Raw genomic sequence first — 24,337 nt, forward strand, 5'->3', positions numbered from 1 at the left:
GAATCAGCTCCTGCTGACAGTGGAACTTACAGACATTGATAGTATCATCCCTTACCGTTTATTGTTTCTTATTGTCGAAGGTGATTGTAAAAGCGCATATTGATCTTAGTGGTAATCTGATGACCAAAGAGGGTGATTGGTTTTGGTAAATAATCCAGTTTGCTTTAGGTTTCCAGTCGAAAATTGTGATTTAATAATCGTACTAACTGTTTTATACCCGCCTTTTATTGGGAGGAACTGATAATAGCAATGAGGAAGCATATTTTATTGGGAATGGGGATATTTGTTGGTCTGAGTGGGTGTGTTCACTCACCCAACGCATTGACAAACATGGAAATAACTTCACATCCTGATGATCTTTTTGAGGGATTTAATCGTGTTATGTGGGTTGTGAACTACGATTATCTAGACCCGTATATTTCACGTCCTATATCTTTGGCCTACGTAGATTACATTCCTAGTTTTACACGTACGGGTATTTCAAACTTCATCAGTAATCTCGAAGAGCCTGTTAGTATTGTCAATAGTCTTATCATGCTTCAAGGAAAGGATGCAGTGACTCACTTTAACCGCTTCTGGATAAATACAGTATTTGGCATTGCAGGGTTGATCGATATCGCTTCCGCTGCCAACATTCAGAAACTTAGTGACAGGAAGTTTGGTGATACTATGGGTTATTACAATATTGGACAAGGGTCTTATTTGGTTATGCCTCTTTATGGTTCTCTTACTATTAGAGAAGGAGTGGGTTATATGGTTGATAAGCTGTATCCACCTTTATCTTTACTGACCTTACCACCCTTGATCCTAAAATGGATACTTAAAGGTATAGAGACACGTGTTGCATTGGTTAAGCAAGAAGAGATTTTAGAGAATTCACTTGATCCCTATGCCGTTAGCCGTGATGCTTATTTGCAATATAGAACATTTCAAGCACGTGGTGGAAATGTTATCATTAATGAATTTACCGAAAACGAAAAATATTTTGAGGATTGGATGGACGAAATTGATGGTTATTGAATTTGTTTCTCCTTCATATATCAAGATACCTTAAAGGTGCCAGATTTTAGTTTGTGTATTTAATAGATTGCTGTTCGTATAAAATACTCTTTTACATGGAGACCATTATAATTACTACTGACGTTAAATATTGTTTTTTCCAGTACACAAAAATGGTTAAAACCATGATATCTACCGTGGTGGACACTTATTGCTGAATCTTCCAGCAAGGATATCAGCCACGGCTTAGGTTTATTAGGCAAGGATAAAAGAGCAAATTAGTGAATTTACTGTGAATAATATGGGTGTCTACGACTATTCTAGGGTGTTGGACCTCATCACTGATGAGGTTGTCTAGGTTTTCAAAAACTTACAGCCTGCTGTGTAACCACATTCTCTCTTCAGTGAATCTGATTGTTTAAATCAAATCATCGATCGCAAAAGGACTTAAGCATGAATAATTCAGACTTAATCAGTGAAGTAACAATGCTTATTGTATCTTCTTATCAATCTTAGTTTCTTAATTTTAAGACATATTACACACAATTTATCTGCCTGTTACCTAACAGGTAAATTCCATGATCTAGTTAGATATACAAGGATGCCTAATTGATGCAGAGTACTCTGTTTTCCCCTTTTTCTTATCTGACTGACTAGCAAGCTAAACCTATGGGCATTGTGCTTGTTGATTCAACTAAGCTATAGATCTTTTATGATGTAACCTAAGCTGGCATAAGAAATAAACTAAATGCCAAAGTCGATATTTGATTGTTTAAAAAAAACTATTAACTGCATAAGGAGTTGAGCATGAATAACTTAGACGCTATTTTGTTGATGTCGACAACTTCTGCCAGACTTTCCTTCCGGCATGTGCAAAATACCTAATTTCTTCCGGTTTCAAACAAAGAAACTAGCCTTCTCGCCTCTCAGTTAGTGAAGTGATGACGATAGTGATAGCTTGCCATCAATCGGGGTATCGAGACTTCAAAACTTATCACATCCACTTTGTTTGTCACTACCTCAACCAAGAGCTATAGTGATTTCTGGTGTATGGGTAGAAAATAATGCGGTGTAACCTGTTGATTTATCCAGCTAGATCAACAACCAACAAGGAATACACCGCATGGACAATAATCATAACGTTACCGGACTTCATAAACTAAAAAATTCGCTTGATGAATTGCTAAAACAAGGCACATAGCAGTTGTTGGTTCAAGCTATAAAAGCCGAGGTTTAATCCTTGCTCGATAATTTTACATCTCTCCAAGCTAACGGAAAGCAGGGAGAGTGGTTTGCAATGGCCATTTGCCTGAGCGGCACCTACAAACTGGATTCGGCAACATTACCGTTAAAGTCCCAAAAATTCGAGATAGAACAGGAAGCAAGATCAAGTTTAACAGCACACTGGTTCCACCCTATCTCAAGCGAACCAAAAATATATAAGAGCTTACCCCTCGGCTCTATCGTCGGGGAATCTCCACTGGCGATATGAAGATAGCCTTTAAATCGCTCTTAGGTAAGCAAACCAAAGGGTTGTCAGCAAACAATGTTTCTCAATTCAAGCAGGAGTGGGAAGCAAAATACGACCAGTGGTGTAAGCGGGATCTAAGTAACCTCAGATCTGCATAAGAGCTTGCTTATCAATTAAGTCATCTTGATGTTCGGCTTCTTTGGTTGAAATGAATACGCGATAAGCCCCGCCAGCAAGTTGACCATAAAGGTGATACAACTACGGTGCCAAGAATGCTCGATTTGGGATATGTTTTTTTAGTTAATCAAAAATGGTTTCAATAATAAATCGTTTCCGAAGCATTAGGCGGTTCCAAAGTTTCATCACTTTGGGTTTCATGTTTTTTTACACCCGTTATCAGTGTTACTTCCTTGTTTGCAAGTTCCTGCTCCAATGGATCAGAGATATAACCTTTATCTCCGTAAAACCACCCCATCGTTCCTTTTCCTCGCTTCGAGGTACCTTTAAAAATCTGATATCTAAGAATGCGTAGGTTGTGACAAACCTGTAGCTTAGACGAATCAACAAAGGCAATCCCTGTTGGCTTTTCCTGATGGTGAGTGAGGTAAGAGCAAAGCGGAATTAGGATACCTTGCATGAGTTTTAGCATCCTCGTGTAACTAACTAATTCAGGAAATTCGTTAGTGAGGTAGTGACAAACAAAGTGGATGTGATAAGTTTTAAAGTCTTGATACCCTGATTGATGAAAATCTATCACTATCGTCATCACTTCGGTAACTGAGAGGCGAGAAAGCTTATTTCTGTGTTTTATACCGGAAGAAATTAGGTATTTTTATCATACAGGAAGGAAAGTCTGGCAAAAGTTATCTACATCAACAAAATAGCGTCTAAGTTATTCATACTCAACTCCTTATGCAGTCAATAGTTTTTCTCAAACAATCAAATATCGACTTAGGCATTTGGTTCATTTCTTATTCTCAGCTCGGGTTAAGTAAACGGTGGTGTATCTACATTTAATCCGATGGTATTTACTGCAAAGTTTGGATGTATGACAAGCTTTGCCTGCTTGTTGTCATCAGCGTCGAGGATGTCTGCTGCAAGAAAGTTCTAGCTGTTGTCGATGCGTATAGGGAGTCAGAGGTCAATTCGAAACACGATGTGGTGCTAAATATCCCAAAGCAACGGAGTGCCTGACCAAAGACAAAGTGGAAATGCTGGCATTTTACGATTTTATCTCCGAGTACTGGATACATATTCGAACGACAAACTCCATTAAATCAATGTATGAAACGGTGAGGCTAAGAACGAACAAAACCAAGAATTGTGGAAGCGGAAAATGATACTGGTAATGGCCTGCAAACTGATGAGAACCGCTAAGGTTAAACCGGCGTAGCCTGTGAGGCTTTAAATTACTTTCGGATATCATCAAAGGCGTGAAATTCAGAGATAGCATTTGTGCAATAAACGTCAACCATCAGGATACTGCTCTGGAAGCTGTACACCAGATTTTACTATAACTCTTCTTATGCTTAGTGCGGATTTTTTAAAAAATGATATTAGTAGTTTAATTGCAAAGTGTCGTAATTAAACCCTTAATTCATGGCACAATACATCTTCAACTGGTAGAGATAAGGTTTACATTATGACCAAAGTAGGATGTTGAAACAAATATCTGTGTGATTGACCGTTTCTGGATATGCTTGGCGCTGGTAGTATGATTTGAACTACAGAAAACCGCAGCACAAATATGCACATTTATATTATGCGTCATGGTGAAGCCCAGATACTTTCGGTTAAGGATGAAGAGCGTCCACTCACTAAGTTTGGAAAGTAGAAATCTTCCGCAATGGCGAAGTTGTTGTCCGAACAGTTACCAAATGAACATCTAGATGTTGTATTAGTTAGCCCTTACTTATGTGCTCAACAAACATGGAATGCGTGTGAGAAAGAATTGCCTCAAGCTACGACAGTCATGATTGATAATTGTATTACCCCATATGGTAAAAGTGATCAAGTTTCGACGTATCTGCGAGCGTTGGTCTCAGTAAAAAAGAAAACTTCTATTTTGGTGATTTCACATCTGCCATTGGTTGGCTATTTGATAGAAGAGTTGGTGTTAGGATTACAGCTCACGACGTTTCCAACGTCATCAATAGTGTGTATTAACTACGATTCAGATACTAAGAAAAGTTCTCTATTATGGCTAAAAATCCCTCTCAAAGTGCAGGAATCTAGCTAGAGCATATTGCATATTAAGAACACTTGTCGTTGTAGCTAGGAAAACGCACTGGTTCATGTATCCAATAAGTTGATTATAATTTAAAGGTAATACCCACGTTCAATAAATTTATCGATCCCTTTGTCGTACATTTCCGGTAATTTTGAGTATCTAATCGTTTTCCGATTGAGTCGTCTTAAGCGTGTACGGAGGGTGACATTTTCTTATCAATGCGTTGTGTATAGATCTTTACTACAAGGTGTGTATCCTTGGAAAGGATATCGTACACGTTGAAACTGCCCATGAACCAAAATGCAATATTGAATATGGATAACCGATTAAAAGTAAATTGAATGTCTTTTTTCCACGACAACTGGATGTGTAAACAATATTATTTTTCAATTAAAATGCCCAAGCATACAAAAACCCTCACTGGCTATTTTTGTTATCCACGAAAAACCATTGCTTATCTACTTCACAGATAAGTAACCGCAGATCTGTATAAACACGGCTTTTTCAAGCTGAGTAATTTTAACACTAGGCTTTTCTGGTTGGATCGTATAAGTACTGAATCCAGTAATAATGTTGATTATAAATCTCATACCACTTCGGTTTCGAAGAGTACTCGATTTGGGATATATTTTTTAGTTGATCTCAAGATTAGTTTCGATGATAAATTATTTTCTCAACAGAAGAGGGTCCCAAAGCTTCATCACTTTTGGTTTCATGTTATTCCGTGTATTCGTGATAAAACTAAATAGCTTTCTCGGCGAGTCTTCCCCCAAGGGAGCCAGAGATGTACCATTTATTTCCCTAGAGTGATCCCCATAGATTATTGGTTAGGTATTACATATTAATCATTGAGTTATATTTAGTGGGCGTATCTATAGGGGATCCTGTTGATTCTAAATCCACGTATTGGGAGTTCAAATCTCTCTACTTCTACCAACTTTTAGCAGGCTTTTACAGCGTCCTTGTTTTTATAATTACATGCGATAGAATGGTAGTAATTCGTTAAAGATAATAGCCAATGTTAACTTACAAGCCTATGTGTCCTCAATGCCATTTTACCCATACCACCATATGCACTAACCGACGTACAACACTGATGTTTCCAACGTTATATTATGATTGTTTAAACGAAAATTACTTGACTCGATTTGTGGTCAAGGCTGCAGCCTCGCATCTCGCATGTTATTCACTTATGCTTTGAGGCTTTGAGGATGACGCTGTTGCCCAAGGAAAACAATTAACCAGAGAATCAATATAAGGTTAAATTTGTAGCTCTATATCACGTTTATGGATCATTATCAATTTAATGTCTATATTTTAAATATTACGCTGACTCGTTTTTATTGACGGGTGATTCACAAGCAATCCGCTTATTGTTAGGCATGATGCGGTTAACTTCTAATAAGAGTTTCTGTAGCGATTTAATTTCATTTTCATAATACATTTAACTGTATTTTAAGGGGTTACCGAGGCTTGAGCCTTCTGGCGGTGATATGCCACTGAATCACCGCTGAGTAGCGGTGAGCCACTCTGATTTCTTATGATGATATTCTTCTTAATCCCTTCAATTCTATCTTTTAAGCCAATTTTATCCACTGGGGTCCGTTGAACTCCTTTTTCTTGATCGTTTGGAATATTAATTAATCTCGATGAGAAATTGCCCACCCTGCATGATTTTCTTAATGCTTCAGCTAGATTTTCTTCGACGATAGGGCCCATAGTGAGATCGGTCATGTAAAGAATAAATCCCACGTGCATCCCGTTCTTGTAATAGCGACGCTGAAAGCGTGTTTCATCTTGAGAAAGAAACGCCGATTTAATACCTGAAAGGTAGTCAGGTAAGGTGTAAATATTTTTGATTAGGATCGTAATGACTAATTTATCTGATTTAATTTTCCTTATATTCAGTCTTGATGTCATCATGATTTAATCGAAAGAACCGATTATTGTTGCCACGACGGGTGTGTTTCATCATGACGTGACAGAGATGTAATTGCTCTCCCAATAGTTTTCTAAAAACTTGATAATATGCGTAACCGAACGTGATTAACTCCTTACAAATATTCATTTTTATAAGAAATGACAATTCGTCAATTTCAATAAAATCTTTCGATAAAATACGTGTACGCCCTCAATAATGGTTCCGTGATAGGAGTTAGCAAACAATAATGCCGATAATGCACTTGGCTCAATCTGAGGTGTATAAAACTCATAGGCTTCATCAAAGTCTACATACTACAAGCGATAGAGTTTTCTGTGTCAATGCGCTCAATCCCACTAAATTTAAATGCGGTTGATTCATTCACGACCAGCATGACTTCTTTACGTTGATACTGTTTTCTTTCGCCATTATAAATCTACGCGTATCGTTAATGTGTGCTGCAGGGTTACGTTTAATCCTTTGCATGCCACTGCGTGGGGGTATTGTAAAGAAACTGTCAGCATGTCCAGTTTTTTCTGTACGCTCAGTCGCAAATGGCATGGGGTCATGCCCAGTTTGTTTCCGTTTAATAGCTAAAAAGGAGGAGGCGATACTGGTGTATTCATCTTGGCATTTAATTCTGGAAGTACTCACTAAATTCATAACCTTTAAAACTAGGTTTTGTTTGCTTTGTTGGGTGTAATTAACCTGAACTGCACATAAAAAATAAACTAAATCTCCAAGTCGAGATCTGATTGTTTGAAGAAAAACTATTGACTACATAAGGACTTTATCATGAATAACTTAGACGCTGTTGTCGTCGATGTCGATGACTTTTGCTAGACTTTCCTTCCTGCATGTGAAAAATACCTAATATGTTTTCCAGTTCCAAACAAAAAAACAAACCTTCTTGCCTCTCAGTTAGCGAAGTGATGATGATAGTGATAACTTTCCATCAATCGAGGTATCGAGACTTCAAAACTTATTACATCCACTTTATTTATCGCTACATCACCAACGAATTTCCTGAACTAATTAGTTAAAGGAGGATGCTCAAACTCACGCAAGGTGTCCTAGTTCCGCTTTGCTCTTACTTCACTCACCGTTAGGTGAGGCCGACAGGGATTGCCTTTGTTTATTCATCTAAGCTATAGGTTTGTCATAACCTACGCATTTTCAGATATCAGATTTTTAAAGGTACCGCGAAGCGAGGAAAAGGAATGATGGGGTAGTTTTTCGGTTTCAAATTACACCTTATGGTCAATGACCAAAGTGGTATTATCTCAGTCAAAGTGACGACGGCTAACGTGGATGATAGAAACCCTGTATCGGAAATGGTTGATGAGCTTTGTTGGTGTTTATACGGAGATAAAGCTTATATCTCTGGTCCATTGAAGCGGGAACTTGCAAACAAGGGAGTGACACTAATAACGGGTGTAAAAAATATGAAACCCAAAGTGATGAAACTTTAAAATTACTTGATGCTCCTAAAATTATTTATTATTGAAACCGTTTTTGACCAACTAAAAAATATATCCCAAATCGAGCATTCTTGGCACCGTAGTTGTATCAGCTTTATGGGCAACTTGCTGGCGGCTCTCATCGCGTATTTATTTCAACCAAAGAAGCTGAGCATCAAGATGACTAGGCTTGATAAGCAAGCGCTTATGCAGTTCAGGTTAGGATAGGTGGGTATGACGGTCATCAAGTCAGGTATCACTATCAATTACATAAAACGAAGTTGAAAACGTATGAGACAGTAGATGTTCAGGTATCTGTTGGTAGGCTAGTTCAGCACATTTTTCCTAAATAATTTCACCGAGTAATATATCATGGCCTTCAAGTGACAGCGAGCTTTAAGAACTGGTATAAAGTGATAGCTATGGCAGCAGGAGACTTGGTGGGATGCAATGATGAGCTACACCAAACATATCAGTTATGTAGAGCGTTTCGAAGAGGTAGCAAGTCGTAATCCCTTAAAATGTGTATTTTGTGGGAGAGGGATGGAGTTGGTTCGGTTCTCCTACCAAAAGCATGGTGTATGCTTTAATTTATTTTCGTCCTCTAGTGGTTAATTGATATGGTTTTTGTTCTCGTTATCGCTCCGCTTTTTGCAGAATCTGACTGTTTCATGATTTTAGAAAAACACAATTGGCGAGGACTCAATTTTCAATATCAATTGGACCAGATAGATGATTTTTGTGCGCGATATAATGTAACGCACATCGGCATTGATACCATGTGTGTTAGCTTAGGCGTTTGGGATTTTGTATACGAGAATCAGCCCCGAGAAGACTTCGTAATTCACTATAACAACAAAACAAAGGAACGACTCGTATTAAAAATGCTTGACGTGATAGACGTCAATTGTCTGCATTTTGATGTGGAATATAAAAACGTCATCCTAGCATTCATTGCTATAAAACGCGTGGTCTGCGGAAGTGGAAATATGATTAATTTTATAGCGAAACATTGCTGTTTCTGCTAATAAGCATTTGTGATAATTCCTGTCCTTTTCCATTCCGCCAGTTTGTCCTCTTTTAACATCTTTATAGCTTCATTTCTAGGATGCCCTTTCTCCCAGTACTCCGCGTTGCTTCGAGGTGGAATATTGGGCATTATTCCTTTGTTTTTCAGTACGTGGTGACATGCTTTTTTGTCATAGGATCTATCAACACTGATTTGCTGTATCTTTCGTCGTAATTAGTTAAGCAATTATAGGTGAAACCTCATTATCACCCACAGAAACAAGGCTAACTTCTGTAGCAATAACCTCATGAGTAGGCACATCAACGGCAAGATGAAGTTTGCGCTAGATACGCCGCTTATCCTTACCGTGTTTACGCGTTTTACATTAACCTTCGTCGTATACCTTCAGGGCTGTGGTATCAATAACGACGTGGGCGATAGCTCCTCGATGCGGCAAACGGTACTTGATTTTTACGGTTCTCGAACGCATTACTAATGCAGGTGGTATGTAGTGGATTTCAGTGGGACATTCATCTAGGTAAAAACCGAATTAAAAATGATGCTTTGGCTGGCTCGCTCAACGCCTGCTATGGTTAAACGGTACGCTCATTTTAATGTCAATCATTAGCTGATGCTGTGTCTTCACTAGCGGGTTACTTAACTACACCATAATGTTGTATCAATATTAAAATATTATGCTATTACACGTTTTTTATGACATGTTTATCCTATCTAATTGATTTTATCAATCTTATTAAGAATGCTGGAAAGCACTTACTTAACACTGGAGAAAGTACTATTTTCAACCATAATATTCATCTGATCGTTAGCAGAGAAAGTAGTCATGAATTTCCCATCGAAATTACCACTTCGTCAAAAAATAAAGATCTGGATTACATATGCGTTTTCTACCCACAAGCGATCGACAAGTGTCCCACATTAGAAAACCCTATCGAATTAAACACCCAGTAAGCCTTATTGCTGATGGCGAACGTATTCGACGGATGTTACTTAATGTAGTGTCTAATACCATCAAATATATCCCAAAAGAACGAGTGTCAATATACATCAAAGACCAATGTAAGACATCAATGTTTATCAATTGCCCGTCAATATATTTCATGCAGGGATTTGCCTTAGAAAGGGAGTTCAACTACCTATGTTTGACAAACATACCACGAGAGAAAACCCGTACAATCGTAGATATGAAGATAGTAAATTCGAGGTTTCCCTCAATAAACAGTGGTCCCTATGATGGAAACCGACATTTTAGTCGTTAACCAAGAGGGAAGAGGATCAACCTTTATATTTACGTGGAAATTAAGATTGGTAGTAAAATCGGATTTTATTTCTACACTGAGAGAGAATTTGCTTATTGATTGTCTCCTTCTCATTAATAATAATATGCATTAGTAAAGATATGCGAATTCTTTTAGCCGAAGACAACCCCATTAATCAAGTCGTATTACGCACTATGATAGAACTTTCCGGTCTTTCCACTGATATCGTCAGTAATGGGAGAGAGGCCATTGATGCAGTCAGCAAGATCCCTTATAATATTGTATTAATGGATGTTTCTATGCCTGAAGTGGACGGAGTGGAAGCTACTCATCGCATTCGAAAAATGGACTCACCTGCTAAGGACGTGGTCATCATTGCACTAACAGCTCATGCTCTTTGTGGCGACAAAGAACATTTTATTAACCAAGGCATGGATGATTTTATCTCCAAACCCGTGACACGACAATCTCTCCTAGATTGTCTGGCACACTGGCAATACGAGTACGATTTAAAATATGCTGAGAAGGTTGAGAACACGGATAAGTTTAACCATCAAGTTCGTACTAAACAAGAACCGCTAGTCGAAGAAACAACCATTACCCAATTGGTGGCAGATACCTCTGCCGAAGCTGTCCCAAGCCTTATTACATGTTATATTGAAGATGCTAAAATGCGAATTATAAAACTCGCCACTGCAGCACATGTCAATGACTATTACACGTTAAAATTTGAAGCGCATACCTTGTGTAGTAGCGCAGCTGCATACGGAAACAGTGCCCTTGCTCAATTATGTCGTAATATTGAAAGGTTGTGTTTAGAACAGAAATATGACCAAGCAATATACTATGCAGCACTGTTAGATGAGTCCGCAGCTGATTCTCTTCTTGCATTGGAGCAACGTTTACATAAAGGATTAACAACTTAAAATAAAAGAATGTTAATATCTTCAACGATATTATAATGCGGAAGCACTTGGTTTTTTTGAGATCTGTCATACACTCAATGTATACATTTGCAATCAGATAGATTATTTTCACAACGCTTTTGAGGTACGACGTAGGTAGACCCACTAGGGGAGAGGAAGAAACATGAAGTCAAGATATCGAGTTCTAGTTATCGAAGATTCCAAACCCTTATCGAATTTGTATGTCCAATATTTATCAGGAGAACCGATCGAGTTAACATGTATAGCAACGGGACAAGCTGCTCTTGAATACCTTAAAAGTTCTACACCACACCTCATTATGTTGGATCTCAAACTCCCAGATATGGCGGGACAAGATATCCTGCGCTGGATCAAGCAACAGGCATTGCCCTGTGGGGTGATCATCGTGACTAATCATGGTTCAGTTGATACGGCAGTTGAACTCATGCAACAGGGTGCTGATGATTTTCTAGAAAAGCCTGTCAGTGCCGAACGATTAAGAATTACTATCAGAAACCAGTTAGAACATGCCCGTTTACAAAACCTTGTCGAAGATATTCAAACTAATTTTGAACGTAACACGTATCAAGGTTTCATTGGTGCAAGTTTATCGATGCAAAATGTCTACCGCATTATTGATGCCGCAGCTCCCAGTAAAGCCACAGTATTCATTACTGGAGAAAGTGGCACAGGGAAAGAAGTGTGTGCCGAAGCCATTCATGCTAAAAGTCCACGTTCAAAGCAAGCATTTATCGCATTAAACTGTGGAGCTATTCCTCATGATTTGATGGAAAGCGAAATTTTTGGTCACGTTAAAGGAGCATTTACGGGTGCCAGCAGTGAACGGAAAGGCGCTGCATCTCAGGCAGATCGTGGTACCCTGTTCCTTGATGAGATTGGTGAAATGGATTTGGAATTGCAAAAAAAATTACTACGCTTTATTCAGACTGGGCGTTATCAGAAAGTTGGAGGTAGCAAAGAAGAAAGTGTCGACATTCGGTTTCTCTGTGCAACAAATAAGGATCCTCTTCAAGAAGTGGCTGCTGGGCGTTTCCGTGAAGACTTGTACTATCGTTTGCATGTCGTGCCATTAACTCTTCCTCCCTTGCGTGAAAGGGGCGATGATATTCTAACCATTGCTACCCGTTTTTTGCACACTTACGCGGAAGAAGAAGGCAAATCATTCACTCAATTCACACCTGAAGTTGAAGTCGTACTACGGCATTACTCCTGGCCTGGTAATGTTAGACAACTTCAGAATGTAATCCGAAATGTTGTCGTACTTCACGATGGAGATACGGTACACATGAAACAACTTCCCCCACCACTAAATGGAACATTGAGCGATCGTGAAATACAATCACTGTCTCCAGCTATCTATGTAGCAGAAACCATTGAGCCTATTGCAAAAGTGGATAATCACACTGCCCTCGACGATTTAAATATTCGTCCGTTGGCAGACGTTGAACGCGATACAATCCAACAAGCCATTGAATTTTGCGATGGCAATGTATTGAGAGCTGCTGTACTTCTTCAAGTCAGCCCTTCAACCTTGTATCGTAAGAAGCAAGTGTGGGAGACTGATGAGGTTTAAGTTTAGTTTCAATCAACATAGCGTATAATATTGGACATGCCGGCGAAATATCACTTTAGGGGATATAATTCCCGATGAAATGAAAGGCAGTTAGTTTCAAATCAGGACTGTTTTATCAGCAGACCGCCCCTTCCTGAATAAACTTATTACTCCACAGACAAGCTAGATCTATTAACATCCGAAAGATCGAGCAGTAACTCACGAAGTCCTTGTGTAACAGTAATATCTGCTACTACTCCAAGCTCTTTTGCTCCCCAAGCGGGGCTGCCAATAGATGTACGAATATCTCCTCGTCGTGCAGGTAAATGTTCAATATTCATTTGCGATCCCACTAGCGACATCAATATCGAGGCTAACTGATTCACCGAGATTGCATCACCACGACAGACGTTAAAAATATCTGGAGAGACCGAAATATTTTGCATCGCCGCAGATAGGAATCTTACAACATCAGCTACATAAATAAAGTCACGGGTTTGCTCACCGTCACCAAATATGGTCAGTGTTTGATCCCTCATCACTTTACCGGCAAAAATAGAAATAACACCAGAGTATGACGATTTCGGATCTTGACGAGGTCCAAATACATTAAAAATACGCATCCCTGTTGTAGGTACGCCATGAACGAGTGAGGCAACACGTGCATGCAGTTCCGAACCCAATTTATCCGCACCGTAGGCAGTAAGTGGACGAGCAATTGAACACTCAGATAACGGCATATCCACATTATCACCATAAACTGCAGCTGATGAAGCGTATACCACAGGTGTTTTTGCAGATCTCGCAGCTTCAAGTACTCGAATAGTACCCGTAAGATTCACGTCGTGGGTTTTCAACCACTCTTCATTAGATCGCTGAATAGACGCTATCGCAGCAAGATGGAAACAACCATCTACACCTCGCATTACGGCATTCAACACTCCGGCATGACAAATATCCGCAACGTGAAGTTCACAATGTTGTGGTACATTATCAAGTGAACCTGTTGATAGGTTATCGATGATTTTTACATGATGCCCATCCACCAAGAGAGAGTCAACTAAATGAGAACCAATGAAGCCGCAACCACCAGTGACTAGGTAACTCGCCATATTTACCTCTACAAATTTCGGAATAAGTTAGCTCTCACTATGCAAAGGATTGGCCAGTTGTTAAATTTCTAATTGTTGAATAATAATTGACCATGCTGATTTCCCAGTTTTCAGCTCGTTCAGACGAATCTTTTTCTGAATTAGGTAAAATAAATCTAACTTTCTGTTTTCAAATGTTGTTATAAGTCCTCCCTTTGCTGATGGTTAAGATTCGCCAATCTGACATGCGCTTTGAAGAAAAAGAAAGATTTTTCTCAATTTGATCTATTTAGTACCTTACACACATGGCTACTGAATTAATTCCAAACACTGTACTAAATATAATTTATTCCCAAAATAGTTTTTCCAATATAATTAACCTCAGATCTGCATAAGAGCTTACTTATCAAACCGAGTCATCTTGATGCTCGGCTTCTCTGGTTGCAATGAATACGCGATCAGCCCCGCCAGCAAGTTGACCATGAAGCTGATATAACGGCGGTGTCGAGAATACTCTAATTTAGGATATGTTTTTTAGTTGGTCAAAAACGGTTTCAATAATAAATAATTTCCGGAGGATCAGACGGTCCTAAAGTTTCATCACTTTTAATTTCATATTCTTTTTTAGACCCGTTATCAGTGTCACTCCCTTGTCTGCACGTTCCCGCTCCAATGGATCAGATATATAACTTTTGTCTCCGTATAAACACCCCTAAAGCTCGTTAACCCTTTCCGATACAGGCTTTCTATCATCCACATTATCTGTCATCCCTTTGACTGAGGTAATGCCAACCTTGATCATTGATAATAAGGTGTAATTTGAAACCGTAGAACCACCCTATTATTCCTTTTTCTTGCTTCTTGGTACCTTTAAAAACCTGATACCTGAGAATGGGTAGGTTGTGAAAAACCTGTAGCTTAGACTAATCAATGAAGGCAATCCCTGTTAGCCTTGCCTGACGGTGAGTGAAGTAAGAGCAAAGCAGAATTAGAACACTTTACATGAGCTTGAGCATTCGCGTGTAATTGACTAATTCAGGAAATTCGTTGGTGAAGTAGCGGTAAATAAAGGGGATTTAATAGGTTTTGAAGTCTCGACACCCAGATTGATGGAAAGCTATCACTATCGTCATCACTTCGCTAACTGAGAGGCGGAAAGGCTTATTTCTTTGTTTAATACCTGAAGAAATTAGGTGTCCTTCCTATGCAGGAAGGAAAGTCTGGCAGAAGTCGTCGACATCGATGAAAACAGCGTCTAAGCTATTCATGCCTAAGTCCTTGTGCAGTCAATAGTTTATTTCAAACGATCAGATCGCGCCTTTGACATTTAGTTTATTTCTTATACGCAGTTCAGATTAAATAAATACTGAAACTATTTTTAAGGTTGGAATTAAAGAGAAGATATAGGAATGAGTCGAGAAATTCAAGCTACATTGCATTAGTCTTTGTTAGGGAATGGCTTTCGTGATTTTCCCTAAAAAATAACAACTTTACGTTTCCTCGGAAATAGCATTTTTTCACTAAAGAACGCAGAATAACGTACTGGCACTATCTTTGCTATCGTATTTATATGTATCAGTTACAAACATCGATGAATACCATAACTGATATTTATGGAGCTAATATGCTACAAAGAAGTAAAAAGATCTGGTTGGTACTGGATAGCAGCGGTTTTGGTGGCATTGAATCACACGTTGAGCAATTGGCGTTGGGACTGAGCAATGCACATAATCGAGTTAGTGTTGTTTTTCTTAAAGATTATGGTCATCACCCACTTGAGAGTCGGCTTCTTTTTTCTGGTCTTAACTGCATTATGCTTGATGGGTGTATTACATCACTTAGGTATTTTCTTAAAAAAGAAACACCGGATGTCATTCACACTCATGGATATAAAGCGGGTATTTTGATGCGGCCAATTTCACGTTTAATGGGAATAACCTGTGCGAGTACGTTCCACAGTGGCGAACACAAGGACGGTAAGCTTCAGTGGTATGATTTGTTAGACCGTTACACTGCTTTTCTTGCTAATCATGTCTACGCCATTAGTTCACCGATCCTTTCCACAATACCGTGCACAGCAAAGCTCACAGACAATTTTGTCAGCATCCAATCACTATCTCCTTCTTTTGGTAATCAAGTTGCTTTTGTAGGACGTCTGAGTAAAGAAAAAGGTCCAGAACGATTTCTTCATTTTGCGAAAATTTTCCCCTTAATTGATTTCCATCTCTACGGTGATGGTCCCATGCGCAAACAATTAGAAAGAAACGGTCCAAAAAACCTAAAGTTTCATGGCCTACAAGTAGAAATGCGCAATATCTGGCCACACATAGGCCTTTTAGTGGTTCCCTCTCGATCTGAAGGATTACCAATGTCAGCATTAGAAGCGATGGCTCACGGTATTCCCGTCGTTGCTTTTAATGTCGGGTCACTAGACCAACTTATCCAACATGGGATGAACGGCTGGCTGGTCAAGCAAAGTGATTTAACAAGCATGGCGTCTGTTATTCATCACTGGAATGAAAGTAATGAAAATCAGCGGGCGCAATGGCGGAAAGATGCAATCACCACGATACAAGAACGTTACTCTACCGAAAAGGTCGTTCCTCAATTACTTGAGGATTACGCCACATCCGCAAAGTAATAATTTATTAATTTATTGACTTGCACAATGAGTCATTTTGCACAGATTCAGAATAATAAGAATGATACACATTGAATGATTTTATAATGATTCAATGTGTTAACAACATGGCTCGTTCTTTGCTTTTGATATATGGCATCAAAAATTATCAACGACACCAATACTGGTTATTTTCTCAAACATGACTGTTTTGCGAGCCAAATAAATCAGCATTCACTGTCATAACGTCACTGAACCGACGGAAGAAAGAAAATATGCATTCAGCTCTTCACACTAAATCAATAGCGAAAAATGTGCTGTTTGTGCATTATGGTGATAGCTGGATTAGAGGTAGCGAACGCTGTTTGATTAATCTTCTTACTCACATAAATAGAACACACTATAACCCAGTGCTTTGGTGTAACAATGAGCTTCTTGCTGAAACGATCAGAGAACTCAATATTGATGTATATGTCACCTCATTCCCGTTACTGTTTGGAGAATATTCTCCAATATATAATTTTCATGGATACAGCAAACTCGTTAGTCAAGGTTTATCGATAGTTGACAAACATGACATTGCATTGATCCATTCAAATAGTGGTGCGCCAAGTCAGTGGTTGAATTTAGTCTCTCGTTCTAGGAAACTTCCTTTAGTTTTACATCTTCATTCACGTTATCCACTGCGTGACCGCATTACCTTAGGTCTGTACCATGTCAGCAAAATTGTCGGTGTAAGCCAACCCGTCATTGATCAACTATTAGACGATGGAATAGGAGTGGAGCGTTGTCAAGTTATCCCCAATGGGATTGATACTGAAGCACTCTTAGCTCAACCGATAAGAGATCTACGTAGTATGCTGTTATTACCCAGTGATGCATTTGTCGCAGTTAGCATCTGTTCATTAATAACCAGAAAAGGTATAGATCTACTGATTGATGCCTGCAGACAGCTTCGTGAAATTTGTTTGCCTATTCATTTAGTAGTGATTGGTGAAGGCCCAGAACATGAAAGTTTAAACACACAAGTGAGGAACGAAAATCTTGAACATCATGTCCATTTGATTGGCGAGCAGCATAATGTGGTTGGTTTAATGCGTGGAGGTACCGATCTATATGTATCTGGCGCCCGTGAAGAAGTTTTTGGCTTGACATTAGCCGAAGCAGGCCTGAGCAGGTTGCCTGTAATCGCACCAAGTACCGGTGGTATTCCAAGTGTAGTTTCACATCAAAGAACGGGACTGTTGGTACCAGAGGAAGATTCTCACGCCATAGCACAAGCGATGTTCCACCTTTTTATCAATAAAACTCAACGTATTGAAATGGGAGAAAATGGCTATAATCATGTCATGTCGCACTTCACCATTCAGTCACATACCACAAAGTTTGAACGTTTGTACAAAACTTTAATTTCTGACCCATCGATGCTACTGAAATGGCATAGCCATTGGCAAATCCTTCCACCACTTCAAGCATCATTTAACTTTGTTAAGAGGCGATTACGTAAACACCTCAGATCGCAAGTATCCAGTGTAAAACAAAACCACATTACACAGAACAAATCTATGTTATCAACATTAGCTCTGTTTTATCATCTTTCCTTACCAAAGAAGGCATCATGAGTCGATTAAAGCATATCGTGATCCTTGATCCTATTTCCTTTGCTGGTGGTTCGAAAATATCGACAAATCACGTTCTTAGTCAATTAAAAAATAAAAATGTACGTGTATCGATTTTAACTGCAGATCCTGATAGCTGGGCGTCATCTCAGGCCTATGTTTCAATACTTCACATGCCCTGCATGCTAGAAACCGCAGAACATGGAATACGTTATTTTGTGCGTCATGTTTTGATTGCATTACAACTAATTTGGTTACGTCTTTTTGCGGGTCGGATGCATACAGCACTGGCTGCATCTGGACCTGGGGTCGATTTCGCGTTATATTTAGTCAAACCAATACTGAATTTCAGTTTAGTGCAAATGGTTCATGGACCCGTTGCAGTATCACGTACCATTGGTCGATGCCTAATGGCTGCAGATAACGTTTTCTTCCTCAATACCTCGCAGAACTCACTGTCATCAGCCGTAGGTGCTGCGGGATTCCATACCAATATAGCAGCACATCATAACTTTCAGCCTTTCTGTAATGGTTTACCTACACAGGTATGGCCGAGTCAATGTCAATATGACTGCCCCGTCCTATATTGGGCTGCGTCTCTCTTAAAATGGAAAGGGTTAGACACATTGATATCATCGCTAGGTAAAATCTCACCGAGCAAGCGACCAGAAACCCACATTTGCTACATTCGTCCAACGAAAAATAACCTGCCTGTCAGCAAAGCACCACATCCAATGAGCAAGGTATTCTGGCATAATTCCCCTGATAACCTTGACAAGATCCGTGCCCATGGAAATATTTTCATCTCCACCAGCACCAGAGAGCCGTTTGGGCTCTCGATTCTTGAGGCAATGGCGGCAGGAATGTGTGTTATTATTCCCGCAGATGGAGCATTTTGGGACAAACAATTGATCCATAACATCAACTGCCTCAAATACCAACCTGATAATGTAAACAGCCTCTCAGAGGCGATCGTACACGCACAGCATAATTTAATGAAAGTAAAAGAATTGGGTATTACAGCTAAAGTCATCGCCCAACAATATCGAGCCGACTTGTGTTTCTCGACGATTTGCGATCATTTGATTACAACAACTGACGCATCCGCTTAAGTAGTATAGACGAAAAGGAATACCTGAGTGAATGCCTTATCGTTAAAAATCAAAGTCCTGTCGTCAGTGATGAAACAAACACTACTTTACGGTAGCAGCATCGCTCTAATGAAAGGAATTTCTTTACTGATGCTCCCATTTATAACACACCATTTACCCCAAGCTGAATTCGGTAAGCTCGAGATCATCAGCAGTATTGCCATCCTTGGTAGTATTCTCATTGGCCTTGGCTTAGAGGATACTTTATATCGTTTTGTGGGAGGCTCTACCTCTGAACGTGAACGTAAGCTGATAGCTGCCAGAATATTTACTTTGACCCTGATCATTGGTATCCTAGTAATATCGATGGTATGGACGTTGGTATCCTTGCTTGACGACTATGTGCCAAAGGATCTGAGTACCTATCAATTACGATTGGTGCTTCTGATGTTAGCATTGGAAGGTTGTATTGCCGTGCCACTCGGTTGGCTGCGTATGCAGAATTATGCGTTTTCATTTTTTTCCGTTGCTGTGGGTCGTGCCTTTTTTCAGGCCGGTTTAACGGTTGTTGCGTTGCAGATGGAGAGAGGTATTGATGGCGTACTTGAGGCAGGTTTTGTCGCTACCATTATTCAAGCACTAATCCTAGCAATACTCCAAATCAAAGACACTGGAGTGTCTTTCTGTAAAAGAATCAGCAAACAGTCGCTAATTTATAGCTTGCCAATAATGGCAAGCGGTTTGATGGCCTTCCCATTAAATGGGTTAGACCGTTGGGTCTTGGCAGAAATCAGTTCATTAGAAAACGTTGGGCAGTTTGGTGTTGCTTCAAAATTTGCATTAGCTGTCGTACTTTTACTACAACCATTTGGGATGTGGTGGACGCCGAAACGCTTTGATGTACTGTACGCGCTAAATGGCCGTGAAAATGCAGCTCGCATTACAGGCTACGGTTTGATTCTTGTAATGCTCATTGCCATAGCTGTCACCATGTTATCACCAGTAGCCATTTATATGCTGCTCCCCGATAGCTATCGGTTGGCGGCACAATTTACCCCTTTACTGATTGCTGCTACCTTGTTCAAAGAAATGGCGGAACTAGTTAATCTTGGAAGCTATGCCAGTGATACGTCCTACGCACAATTGGGTATTAATATCATATCTGCCATTGTTGCGATCACAACACTTTTATGGTTGGGTGGAGAATATGGTGTATTTGGTATCCTTACTTCCCTAGTTTTCACACAAGCCTTAAGATTGGTGTTATTTTTTTCTGTTAGTCAATCACTTTATTACCTTCCATATCCCGTTAGTTCCCTACTGTTTTGCAGTGCAATTTGTTTGATGTGGTTGTATGTCAGCCAATACGAATTGCCAACAATGGCGAGATTAGTTTTGGTTGTTATTGGACCATTGAGCTTGCTCATTTTAGCTCAAAAACTCTGCCTTTTCCCTCCACTATCTTTACGTTACTATCTAAGGGAAACGGTATGAATTCAACGTTGGCTCTATCCATGACAACTTCGATAAAAATCGTTCACTGGGTATCTACACCAAGCTTGCAACGGTTGGTGCTACCTTTATTGATTGGTGTTATGATTTCACTCTCTTTACCATACTTCATAGGAGATTCGCCTACAGTGGCGGAATTTGATGCCGTTCCTGCCACATTATGTCTTTGTTTAAGTTTTCTTTTACTCATCAATAGCCCACTAATAGAACCACGCTGTACAGACAATGTATTTGCAATCACACTAGCAATCTTATTGGCCTTTCCTAGTTTTCAAGGCACACTGGCAGTCTTGTTGTTCCTAGCTATTTGGATCGGTAATCATAACCTTCGCAGCAATACACGTTTACGTACATGTGCAGTAATTATTGCAGTTTGTGCCCTTCAAACACTACTAGTGTTTTATGCTCTCAAATGGTTCACAGAACCCGTATTGGCGATTGATGCAAAGTTAGTAGCATCAATTTTATCGTTGGTTACTGGAAGTGGTTATGCTACTAGCAATGTTTATGCAGGTCCTTCAGAATACCAAGTGTTAATGCTAAGAAACTGCTCATCACTCCCTACACTTATCAGTGCTTTTACTTGTTGGTTTGCAATTGCTCGTTGGCACGGAATTGCCTTTACTCTGCGTGAATGTACAGTCGTACTGACGTTAATGTTGTTTACTTTAAGCCTAAATATTATGCGCCTATTCAGCATGGGAATCAGCATGCAATGGCATGCGTGGTGGCATTCTGCTCTCGGTAAAGACACCTACTTGTTTATCTCCGTTGTTTTAACTTTATCCATCATTTTTTGGGGGATCCGTTATGCAAAAACAGAACACAATCATTGATTGTTTAACTTTATCATTTGTGTTGGCCATGGTTGCGGGCGGCATTTCCATTCGCAGTAAAAGTCCATCACCAACACAGGGTTTTTACGAAAAAGGCTTAGCTGAGAAGTTGCTGATAAACCTTATGCGTACACAAGGATTAAACGAGGTGACAACAGTTCATTTTACCGCAGATACCGGTATAAAAGGACTCCAAGTTTCTATGCATCAGTGCAACGGATACCTTGCCATTTTAGTAATGCCTGATGGCGATGAATTATCAGGTCTCTGGCAAAAACTTGCTAACCAAGTTGGCTATACCACAAAGTACTTGTTCGATGGAGTTATATACAATTCATTTCCTAGAACAGTCTTTTGGATGAAAACAACACTATATTCGCTAGCACGGAAAATTACCACACAGGCCGTGTTGTACCCTGGTCCTGCCCTCGCTATTGCTCACCCAAAGCACTGTGAGAAAGCAGAGAACATTCCTTTTAATCATATTGTTTTCTAAACGGAGATAACCGATGATAGTTCTAATAAACGCACTCCGCGTGATAATACTCATGTTAGTGACGTCTAGTGCCAACGCACTAAACGCAAATTCACCAACTATAATCAACACAACCATTGAGCCAGCGTTTATAACCTTAGCTAAGGATTCTTTACCAGAGTCCACAGCAGTTGATCCTGCATTTCTCAATACAGATTTTAATCCTTATTTAACTTTAAATCAGGATGCTAACGTTTATATGAGTTTCATAGATGAAGGTGCAGGATACAAAAATAGCCTTGGTTACTTCACCTTTGAAAACAATAGTTTTACAGACTTGACGAAAGGGGACATTGATACAGATAGTTCCGGTATTATCTCGTTGTCCGAACTGGATGCTGTAAACGGTGTTGATTACGGATTCTTGTATTCTAATCTATCGAAATCTGGCAGCGGTGGCAGTCTCTTAACTGGTGATACAGTTCAAGTAACAGATGCAACAATTTCCGCTGGGAAGAGCGTCAGTTTTTTCCTATCACAAAACGCTTATACTGGTGGAGATACCGTTTCTGATGCTGTACTTACTGGGAATGACCAAACATTTTACGGTCTAGATTTCCTTAATCCAGAAGCAGATTTTACGTATGAATTTGGCAGTTCTAGCTCCAATTCGCGTCATACAGCAATGCTGTTTTCCGATGAGACCGAACAAAATGTCATTATGGGTTTTGAAGATCTGAACCGAGTAGATCCTAATTCTAATGATTGGAATATTGCTTCAGACGAGGACTTCAATGATGCCATTTTTATGGTTTACAGCGACCCTGTAGATGCATTCGGAGGTTCAAATATTGCTACTGCACCATTACCTCTGATGACACAAAGTATCGTTGGAATAATCATGTTGTCTGGTCTCATCGTAATTACGTGTAAAAAAGAAAAACCGTCTAATAGACGACTATTAACTACATGAGTAGGTTGACAGTGTAATCCCTCTGGCTGTTTAAGCAATTTCAATGAAATGAATATTTACCACGATACCAATAGATTTATGTAAAATATCTGTCTTGTCGGAAATGTGTCCCTGCTTTTTCTACCAACCTACAGTTTTTTATCATGTATTCAATAAGTTAACCTCATGTCTGCATAAGAGATTGCTTATTAAGCTGAGTCATCTTGATGTTCGGTTGCTTTGGTTAAAATGAATCCGCGATGAGCCTCGCCAGCAAGTTGACCATAAAGCTGATACAACGACGGTGTCGAGAATGCTCTATTTTTGAGATGTTTTTTGGTTGGTCAAAAACGGTTTTGATAATCAATCGTTTCCGGAGTATTAGGCGATCCCAAAGTTTCATTACTTTGGGTTTCATATACTTATTCACACCCGTTATCAGTGTCACCCCCTTGTTTGCAAGTTCCCTCTCCAATGGATCAGAGATATAAGCTTTGTCTCCATATAAACACCCCCAAGCTCGTCAGCTATCTCCGACACAGGCTTTCTATCATTCACGTTACCCGTCGTCACTTTGACTAAAACAATGCCACCTTGGTCATTGATAATAAGGTGAAATTTGAAGCCGTAGAACCACCCCATAGTTCATTTTCCTCGCTTCGCGGTACCTTTAAAAACCTTATTCTGAGAATGCGTAGGTTGTGACAAATCTGTAGCTTGGATGAATCAACGAAGGCAATCCCTGTAGACCTTGCATGAGCTTGAACATCCTCGTGTAGGTAACTAATTCAGAAAATTCGTTGGTGAGGTAGTGATAAACAAAGTGGATGTAATAAGTTTTGAAGTCTCGATACCCCGATTGATGGAAAGCGATCACTATCTTAATCACTTCGCTAACTGATAGGCGAAAAGGCTTGTTTCTTTATTTAATACCAGAATAAATTTGGTGTTTTTCTCGGTGTTATTGATTAAATCAGGCCTATAACGCACTAAGCCCAATATTATTTACAGTTTTAATTTATCTGTTGGCGAACAGGCATACTGAGTCTTATAACTTTGTTCATAGCTTTCATATTTGCCAGCGATTCACTAACTTGTGCATTATAATTATGAAGAGTAAGTTTAGGGCTGAGCAATTATTTATAGCGAAACATTGCTGTCTCTGCTAATGAGAGTTTGTGATAACCCCTGTCCTTTTTTACTCCGCCAGTTTGTCCTATTTTAAAGCCTTTACAGCTTCATTTCTAGGATACTCTTCCTCCCAGTACCCCG

19 protein-coding genes and 8 pseudogenes are annotated in these 24,337 nt (G+C 39.5%); 18 read left to right on the forward strand and 9 right to left on the reverse strand.

Annotated elements, in window-relative coordinates; all coding sequences use genetic code 11:
• Window positions 1-249: 249 nt before the first annotated feature.
• The 4 genes and pseudogenes from BTN49_RS09420 (at window position 250) to BTN49_RS14155 (ending at window position 2,628) form a co-directional block, all read left to right on the forward strand.
• Window positions 250-1,020 (forward strand): MlaA family lipoprotein, encoded by a 771-nt coding sequence (locus BTN49_RS09420; protein WP_097356978.1) that lies wholly within the window; start codon window positions 250-252, stop codon window positions 1,018-1,020.
• Between the two features lie 786 nt (window positions 1,021-1,806).
• A pseudogene (locus BTN49_RS22480) lies at window positions 1,807-2,030 on the forward strand (IS982 family transposase); the annotation flags it as partial.
• A gap of 209 nt (window positions 2,031-2,239) precedes the next feature.
• Window positions 2,240-2,491 (forward strand): hypothetical protein, encoded by a 252-nt coding sequence (locus BTN49_RS14150; protein WP_097356979.1) that lies wholly within the window; start codon window positions 2,240-2,242, stop codon window positions 2,489-2,491.
• Window positions 2,488-2,628, forward strand: a complete 141-nt coding sequence (locus BTN49_RS14155; RefSeq protein ID WP_158523721.1) for a hypothetical protein — start codon at window positions 2,488-2,490, stop codon at window positions 2,626-2,628. The genes BTN49_RS14150 and BTN49_RS14155 overlap by 4 nt, the downstream gene beginning before the upstream one ends.
• On the opposite strand, the pseudogene BTN49_RS21095 reads toward BTN49_RS14155, so the two are convergent.
• Window positions 2,615-3,370: pseudogene (locus BTN49_RS21095) on the reverse strand (transposase). The gene BTN49_RS14155 and the pseudogene BTN49_RS21095 sit on opposite strands and share 14 nt — an antisense overlap.
• A gap of 144 nt (window positions 3,371-3,514) precedes the next feature.
• Here BTN49_RS21095 and BTN49_RS14160 point away from each other — a divergent pair.
• The 3 genes from BTN49_RS14160 (at window position 3,515) to BTN49_RS09435 (ending at window position 4,709) form a co-directional block, all read left to right on the forward strand.
• Complete coding sequence (locus BTN49_RS14160) at window positions 3,515-3,664, forward strand: hypothetical protein (RefSeq protein ID WP_158523722.1); 150 nt, start codon at window positions 3,515-3,517, stop codon at window positions 3,662-3,664.
• Window positions 3,661-3,810 (forward strand): hypothetical protein, encoded by a 150-nt coding sequence (locus BTN49_RS13310; RefSeq protein WP_394336672.1) that lies wholly within the window; start codon window positions 3,661-3,663, stop codon window positions 3,808-3,810. The genes BTN49_RS14160 and BTN49_RS13310 overlap by 4 nt, the downstream gene beginning before the upstream one ends.
• Window positions 3,811-4,316: 506 nt before the next feature.
• Window positions 4,317-4,709, forward strand: a complete 393-nt coding sequence (locus BTN49_RS09435; protein WP_394336668.1) for a SixA phosphatase family protein — start codon at window positions 4,317-4,319, stop codon at window positions 4,707-4,709.
• An 80-nt stretch (window positions 4,710-4,789) separates the two neighbouring features.
• Here the strand turns inward: BTN49_RS09435 and BTN49_RS21100 are convergent.
• From BTN49_RS21100 to BTN49_RS16730, 3 genes and pseudogenes are all read right to left on the reverse strand, one after another.
• Window positions 4,790-4,900, reverse strand: a pseudogene (locus BTN49_RS21100) (IS1 family transposase); the annotation flags it as partial.
• A gap of 1,255 nt (window positions 4,901-6,155) precedes the next feature.
• Window positions 6,156-6,620 carry a phage portal family protein gene (locus BTN49_RS09445; RefSeq protein WP_146679340.1) on the reverse strand — a complete coding sequence of 155 codons (465 nt, stop codon included), beginning with the start codon at window positions 6,618-6,620 and terminating at the stop codon, window positions 6,156-6,158.
• 382 nt (window positions 6,621-7,002) lie between these two features.
• A complete protein-coding gene (locus BTN49_RS16730; protein ID WP_146679342.1) occupies window positions 7,003-7,284 on the reverse strand; it encodes a hypothetical protein in 282 nt (93 codons plus the stop codon).
• A 132-nt stretch (window positions 7,285-7,416) separates the two neighbouring features.
• Between BTN49_RS16730 and BTN49_RS22485 the strand changes: the two are divergent.
• Window positions 7,417-8,309: pseudogene (locus tag BTN49_RS22485) on the forward strand (IS982 family transposase).
• Window positions 8,310-8,701: 392 nt separating this feature from the next.
• Window positions 8,702-9,109 carry a phage terminase large subunit family protein gene (locus BTN49_RS21110; protein ID WP_097356982.1) on the forward strand — a complete coding sequence of 136 codons (408 nt, stop codon included), beginning with the start codon at window positions 8,702-8,704 and terminating at the stop codon, window positions 9,107-9,109.
• On the opposite strand, the pseudogene BTN49_RS18220 reads toward BTN49_RS21110, so the two are convergent.
• Window positions 9,080-9,577: pseudogene (locus BTN49_RS18220) on the reverse strand (IS5 family transposase); the annotation flags it as partial. The gene BTN49_RS21110 and the pseudogene BTN49_RS18220 overlap by 30 nt on opposite strands.
• A 933-nt stretch (window positions 9,578-10,510) precedes the next feature.
• On the opposite strand from BTN49_RS18220, the gene BTN49_RS09465 reads away from it, so the two are divergent.
• Together BTN49_RS09465 and BTN49_RS09470 are read left to right on the forward strand one after the other, a co-directional pair.
• Window positions 10,511-11,296, forward strand: coding sequence for a response regulator (locus BTN49_RS09465; protein WP_097356983.1), 786 nt, complete (start codon window positions 10,511-10,513; stop codon window positions 11,294-11,296).
• 163 nt (window positions 11,297-11,459) lie between these two features.
• Window positions 11,460-12,890, forward strand: coding sequence for a sigma-54-dependent transcriptional regulator (locus tag BTN49_RS09470; protein WP_097356984.1), 1,431 nt, complete (start codon window positions 11,460-11,462; stop codon window positions 12,888-12,890).
• 146 nt (window positions 12,891-13,036) lie between these two features.
• Here BTN49_RS09470 and BTN49_RS09475 read toward each other — a convergent pair whose 3' ends face one another.
• Window positions 13,037-13,981: an NAD-dependent epimerase/dehydratase family protein gene (locus BTN49_RS09475; RefSeq protein ID WP_097356985.1), complete on the reverse strand. Its 945-nt coding sequence runs from the start codon at window positions 13,979-13,981 to the stop codon at window positions 13,037-13,039.
• A 378-nt stretch (window positions 13,982-14,359) separates the two neighbouring features.
• Window positions 14,360-15,228 (reverse strand): annotated as a pseudogene (locus tag BTN49_RS22490) (IS982 family transposase).
• A 323-nt stretch (window positions 15,229-15,551) separates the two neighbouring features.
• On the opposite strand from BTN49_RS22490, the gene BTN49_RS09485 reads away from it, so the two are divergent.
• From BTN49_RS09485 to BTN49_RS09515, 7 genes are all read left to right on the forward strand, one after another.
• A complete protein-coding gene (locus BTN49_RS09485; RefSeq protein ID WP_223823691.1) occupies window positions 15,552-16,601 on the forward strand; it encodes a glycosyltransferase family 4 protein in 1,050 nt (349 codons plus the stop codon).
• A 254-nt stretch (window positions 16,602-16,855) separates the two neighbouring features.
• Window positions 16,856-18,202: a glycosyltransferase family 4 protein gene (locus BTN49_RS09490; protein WP_097356987.1), complete on the forward strand. Its 1,347-nt coding sequence runs from the start codon at window positions 16,856-16,858 to the stop codon at window positions 18,200-18,202.
• The gene (locus tag BTN49_RS09495) at window positions 18,199-19,311 is read left to right on the forward strand and encodes a glycosyltransferase family 4 protein (RefSeq protein ID WP_097356988.1); all 1,113 of its coding nucleotides are present in this window, start codon (window positions 18,199-18,201) and stop codon (window positions 19,309-19,311) included. The genes BTN49_RS09490 and BTN49_RS09495 overlap by 4 nt, the downstream gene beginning before the upstream one ends.
• Window positions 19,312-19,338: 27 nt before the next feature.
• Window positions 19,339-20,784, forward strand: coding sequence for a lipopolysaccharide biosynthesis protein (locus BTN49_RS09500; RefSeq protein ID WP_223823692.1), 1,446 nt, complete (start codon window positions 19,339-19,341; stop codon window positions 20,782-20,784).
• Window positions 20,781-21,638 carry a hypothetical protein gene (locus BTN49_RS09505; protein WP_097356989.1) on the forward strand — a complete coding sequence of 286 codons (858 nt, stop codon included), beginning with the start codon at window positions 20,781-20,783 and terminating at the stop codon, window positions 21,636-21,638. The genes BTN49_RS09500 and BTN49_RS09505 overlap by 4 nt, the downstream gene beginning before the upstream one ends.
• A 28-nt stretch (window positions 21,639-21,666) precedes the next feature.
• A complete protein-coding gene (locus tag BTN49_RS09510; RefSeq protein WP_223823693.1) occupies window positions 21,667-22,134 on the forward strand; it encodes a hypothetical protein in 468 nt (155 codons plus the stop codon).
• A gap of 40 nt (window positions 22,135-22,174) precedes the next feature.
• A complete protein-coding gene (locus tag BTN49_RS09515) occupies window positions 22,175-23,086 on the forward strand; it encodes a DUF4114 domain-containing protein (protein ID WP_223824055.1) in 912 nt (303 codons plus the stop codon).
• Window positions 23,087-23,309: 223 nt separating this feature from the next.
• On the opposite strand, the pseudogene BTN49_RS22495 reads toward BTN49_RS09515, so the two are convergent.
• Both BTN49_RS22495 and BTN49_RS18225 read right to left on the reverse strand, forming a co-directional pair.
• Window positions 23,310-24,020 (reverse strand): annotated as a pseudogene (locus BTN49_RS22495) (IS982 family transposase); the annotation flags it as partial.
• A gap of 58 nt (window positions 24,021-24,078) precedes the next feature.
• Window positions 24,079-24,337: pseudogene (locus BTN49_RS18225) on the reverse strand (IS5/IS1182 family transposase); the annotation flags it as partial.

Source organism: Candidatus Enterovibrio escicola, assembly GCF_002464935.1.
Lineage (GTDB): Bacteria > Pseudomonadota > Gammaproteobacteria > Enterobacterales > Vibrionaceae > Enterovibrio > Enterovibrio escicola.